Below are 4988 nucleotides of genomic sequence, written 5' to 3'. Positions count from 1 at the left end.
GGGGGGGGGGGGCCCCCCCGCATGGGTGGCGGCGGCCCCCCCCCCCCCCCCCGGGGGGCCCCCCCCCCCCCCCGCCACTACCCTGATTCGTAGCCTGCCCTCGACCCCACGTACACGCCCACGCTGGCAAGCTGGGCGTCATGGCTGAACCGCTCCCCCTGCGTCCGCCACCGCCATTGCTGGACGACGCCTGCGCGTTGTTCCTCGATGTCGACGGCACCCTGATCGAATTCGCTGCACGCCCGGATGCCGTGCAGTTGCTGCCGGATGTGCGTGAAGCCATCGGCCGCATCAGCGACCGCCTGGAAGGTGCCGTGGCACTGGTCAGTGGTCGCCCGCTTGAACAGCTGGATCAACTGTTCGCGCCGTTGAAGCTGCCCGCCGCCGGCCTGCATGGCCACGAACTGCGTGGCGAGGATGGTCGTGTGCTGCGCGACGAACACGACGACGACACCGCCGAGTGGCTGCACGCGCTGCACCAGCAGGCGATGCGCTTTGCCCATGGGCATCCCGGCGTGCTGGTGGAAGACAAGGGCGTCGGCCTGGCCCTGCACTGGCGCGGCGCGCCGCATGCCGGCAGCGACGTCCGCGCCTTCGCCGACCGCCACGTGCGTGGTCGTGCCAGCTACCGCCTGCAGCCCGGCGACCACGTGGTCGAGTTCGTGCCCGTCGGCACCGACAAAGGCCGTGCCGTGCGCCGGATGATGCAGTACCTGCCGTTCCGCGGCCGCCTGCCGGTGTTCCTCGGCGATGACCTGACCGATGAATTCGGCTTCGACGCTGCCAACGGCCAGCATGGCTGGAGCGTGCTGGTGGGCGAACGGGAACCCAGCAAGGCGGTGTTCGCGCTGCCCGACATACGCAGCGTGCACGCCTGGCTGCGTGAGAATGCCTATTGACCCGGCCACCCCACGGCCGCAACCGAGATGTACCGCGTGATGACCCAACCCGATCTTGATCTGGGCGTGGTCGGCAACGGCAGCTTCGGCGCCCTGGTCGACAAACGTGCCCGCGTTGTCTGGAGCTGCCTGCCCACCTTCGACGGCGACCCCACCTTCTGTGCCCTGCTCGGCCCCAACCAGCAGACCGGTGGCGACTTCGCCATCGAGCTGGAGGACTTCGCCAGCAGCGAGCAGCAATACCTGACCAACACCGCGATCCTGCGCACCGTGCTGCGCGACGCGCACGGTGGCGAACTGGAAATCCTCGATTTCGCCCCCCGCTGGCGCCAGAACGATCGCTTCTACCGCCCGGTCAGCCTGATCCGCCAGGTGCGCCCGCTGGCCGGCAGCCCACGCATCACCGTGCACGCACGCCCGCTGGCCGACTGGGGCGCGCGCGTGCCGGAGTCCACCTGGGGCAGCAACCATGTGCGCTGGATTCTGCCCGAGCATGTGCTGCGGCTGACCACCGACGTGCCGGTGCGCTTCGTACGCGACGGCCTGCCGTTCGTACTCAACCATCCCATCCACCTGATCCTGGGCGTGGATGAGTCGCTCAACCGCTCGATCAGCGGCTACGTGCAGGAGGCCTTCCAGCGCACCCGCGACTACTGGCGCGAATGGGTGCGCTACCTGTCCATTCCGCTGGAATGGCAGGACGCGGTGATCCGCAGTGCGATCACCCTGAAGCTGTGCCAGTACGAGGACAGCGGCGCGATCATCGCGGCGATGACCACCTCCATACCGGAAGCCCCCGGCAGCGTGCGCAACTGGGACTACCGCTACTGCTGGCTGCGTGATGCGGCGTTCGTGGTGCGTGCGCTGAACCGCCTCGGCGCAACGCGCACGATGGAACAGTTCCTCGGCTACATCTTCAACCTGGCCACCACCGACGGCACGCTGCAGCCGTTGTACGGCATCGGCTTCGAGGCCAAGCTGGACGAAGACGAAGTCCCAAGCCTGTCCGGCTACCGTGGCATGGGCCCGGTGCGGCGCGGCAACCTGGCCTGGGTGCAGCGCCAACACGATGTCTACGGCAGCGTGGTGCTGGCCTCCACCCAGCTGTTCTTCGACCGCCGCCTGCAGGACCCGGGGGATGCGCACACCTTCGCCCGTCTGGAACCCTTGGGCGAACAGGCATTCGCCCTCCACGACGTACCCGATGCCGGCCTGTGGGAATTCCGCGGCCGCACCGAAGTGCATACCTACACCAGCGCGATGTGCTGGGCGGCGTGCGACCGCCTGTGCAAGATCGCCGTGCGCCTGAAGCGCGATGATCGTGCCCACTACTGGCGCGAGCGTGCCGACACCATCCACGCGCGCATCATGGCCGAATCCTGGAACGAGGAGCTGGGCCACTTCACCGACACCTTCGGTGGCCATCGGCTGGATGCCTCGCTGCTGCTGCTGGCCGACATCGGCTTCATCGACGCGATGGATGCGCGCTTCATCGCCACCGTCGATGCCATCGGGCGCGATCTCAAGCATGGCAATTCGCTGTACCGCTATGTCGCACCGGATGACTTCGGCGAACCGGAAACCAGCTTCACCATCTGCACCTTCTGGTACATCGATGCGCTGGCGGCCATCGGGCGCATGGACGAAGCACGCGAGATGTTCGAACTGCTGCTGAAGCAGCGCAACCACCTGGGCCTGCTGTCGGAGGATCTGGCCTTCGACAGCGGCGAGGCCTGGGGCAATTTCCCGCAGACCTATTCGCACGTCGGCCTGATCACCGCCGCGATGCGCCTGTCGCGGTCCTGGCAGGAGGCATCGTGAGTCGTCTGGTGGTGGTTTCAAACCGCGTGGCTGTGCCGGGCGAGAACCGCGCCGGTGGCCTGGCGGTGGGCCTGCTGGCCGCGCTGAAGGAACGCGGCGGCATGTGGTTCGGCTGGAGCGGCAAGAGCGTGCGTGACGGCAGCGGTACGCTGCACACACAGAAGGACGGTGACATCGAATTCGTCACCCTCGACCTGAGCAAGCGCGAGGTGGACGGCTACTACAACGGCTTCGCCAACCGTACGTTGTGGCCGCTGCTGCATTTCCGCCTGGATCTGGTCGATTACGATCGCGGCACCCGCGAGACCTACCACAAGGTCAATGCACTGTTCGCCGACAAGCTCGCGCCGCTGCTGCGTGAGGATGACATCGTCTGGATCCACGACTACCACCTGATCCCGCTCGGCGCGCTGCTGCGCGAGCGTGGCATCGGCTGCCGCATCGGCTTCTTCCTGCACATCCCGATGCCCTCGGCCGACCTGTTGCAGGCGATGCCCGACCACCTGCGGCTGTTCTCCGCGCTGTATGCCTACGATCTGGTCGGCTTCCAGACCCAGCGCGACGCCGATCGCTTCCAGACCTACCTGCGCCTGTTCGGCGGCGGCCGCGTACTCGACAACGGCGAACTGGAAGCACCGGGCGGGCGCCGCTTCCGTGCCGCGGCCTTCCCGATCGGCATCGACACCGAGCTGATCGCACGCCAGGCCGGTACCGCCGCCACCAAGGCCGCCGTAAAGAACCTGCGCAACAGCCTGCGTGACCGCCAGCTGGCGATCGGCGTGGATCGCCTGGACTATTCCAAGGGCCTGCCCGAGCGCTTCCTCGGCTTCGAGCGCTATCTGGAGCGCCATCCGGATCAACGCGGCTCGCTGACCTACCTGCAGATCGCGCCGGTCTCGCGCGGTGACGTCACCGAGTACCGGCAGCTGCGCAGCCAGCTGGAACAGATCGCCGGCCACATCAACGGTGGCCACGCTGAGCCCGACTGGACGCCGCTGCGCTACGTCAACCAGAACTTCACCCATGCGACGCTGACGGGCTTCTACCGGGCGGCGGCGGTCGGCCTGGTCACGCCACTTCGCGATGGCATGAACCTGGTGGCCAAGGAGTACGTGGCCTCGCAGGACCCGGAGGATCCGGGTGTGCTGGTGCTGTCGCTGCTGGCCGGCGCCGCCGACGAACTGAAGCAGGCACTGCTGGTGAACCCGCATGACCTGGACGGCGTGGCCGATGCCATTGCCACCGCGGCAACAATGTCGCTGCGCCGGCGCAAGGAACGCTGGCACGCGATGATGGAGCACCTGCGCACCTACGACATCAACCACTGGCGCCGCAGCTACCTGGACGCGCTGGAGGGTTGAAGCACGCGTTCCTGTAGCAACTGTCTTGTCAGGCGGAGGCCATCTGGGCCTCCGCATCCCTTTTGCGGGCGTTGAGGATCACCAGCATCTTGCGCATCACCGCGACCAAAGCCACCTTGCCCGGCTTGCCCTGCTTGACGAGGGATTCAAAAAATTCCTTGAGCCGAGGCTCATAGCGTTTGGCGGTCAGCGCCGCCATGTAGAGCGCTTCGCGTACAACGGCGCGGCCACCGCTAATGCTCCGTCTCCCTTTCCAGGTGCCGCTTTCGCGGTTCATGGGGGCAACCCCTACCAAGGCCGAGATGGCTTTCCCGCTGAGCTTGCCCAGCTCTGGGAGCTCGCAGGCTAGGGTTGCCATCAACACCGGGCCGGCACCTTTGAGCTTGGCAAAGTCACGCCATCCTTCCTGTTCGGCCAGCAGCGCTGCGATGGTGGCGTCGAGCTGCTTGATGCTTTTCTGGATCTCGCGCAGGTGCTGATTCAGCATGGAAATCAGGCCGGGTTCGCTGAACGCGCGCATGCGCTGATGCTCGCTCACCCGCATCTGGACCAGGTGGCGACGTCGCTGGCACAGCTCACCCAGACGGCGCTGCCAAGCCGCTGGCGGTACGTAGCGGGTCAGCTTTAGGGCATCGGCCATGTGGGCCAGCACCATGGCATCAATACGATCGGTCTTGGCCTGCTTTCCCGTGGCTGAGGCAAAGCTGCGGCCACGGCCAGGATTGATTCGTACCATCGGCAGGCCTGCTTCATGCAGCGCATCCAGTGCCTTTTGCTCGTAGCCGCCACTGGCCTCGAGCACGACCTGCTTGGCTGGCCACTGCTGCAACCACCGGATCAGGCTATTCCAGCCACGTTTGCTGTTCTTGAACTGGCGAAAGGCCTGTTCATGGACGGCAACATCCAG

4 protein-coding genes are annotated in these 4988 nt (G+C 66.5%); 3 read left to right on the top strand and 1 reads right to left on the bottom strand.

Features of this window, described 5'->3' with window-relative positions; translation table 11 throughout:
• Nucleotides 1-140: 140 nt before the first annotated feature.
• The 3 genes from otsB to otsA are packed head-to-tail and all read left to right on the top strand — an operon-like array spanning nucleotide 141 to nucleotide 4081.
• Nucleotides 141-899, top strand: a complete 759-nt coding sequence (gene otsB / locus ACJ7C5_RS20975; RefSeq protein WP_088026910.1) for a trehalose-phosphatase — start codon at nucleotides 141-143, stop codon at nucleotides 897-899.
• 39 nt (nucleotides 900-938) lie between these two features.
• Entirely contained in the window at nucleotides 939-2720 is a 1782-nt protein-coding gene (locus ACJ7C5_RS20970; RefSeq protein WP_412704939.1) for a glycoside hydrolase family 15 protein, read from the top strand.
• Nucleotides 2717-4081, top strand: a complete 1365-nt coding sequence (otsA, locus tag ACJ7C5_RS20965; protein WP_032128815.1) for an alpha,alpha-trehalose-phosphate synthase (UDP-forming) — start codon at nucleotides 2717-2719, stop codon at nucleotides 4079-4081. Before ACJ7C5_RS20970 ends, otsA begins: the two co-directional genes overlap by 4 nt.
• A 28-nt stretch (nucleotides 4082-4109) precedes the next feature.
• On the opposite strand, the gene ACJ7C5_RS20960 is transcribed toward otsA, so the two are convergent.
• Nucleotides 4110-4988, bottom strand: an 879-nt coding sequence (locus ACJ7C5_RS20960) for an IS110 family transposase (protein WP_412704923.1), incomplete at its 5' end; no start/stop codon positions are given.

It is taken from the genome of Nocardiopsis yanglingensis (genome assembly GCF_045809185.1).
Lineage (GTDB): Bacteria > Pseudomonadota > Gammaproteobacteria > Xanthomonadales > Xanthomonadaceae > Stenotrophomonas > Stenotrophomonas yanglingensis.
Note: the sequence above shows the minus strand (reverse complement) of the source record. Positions and strands in the feature narration are given on the sequence as shown.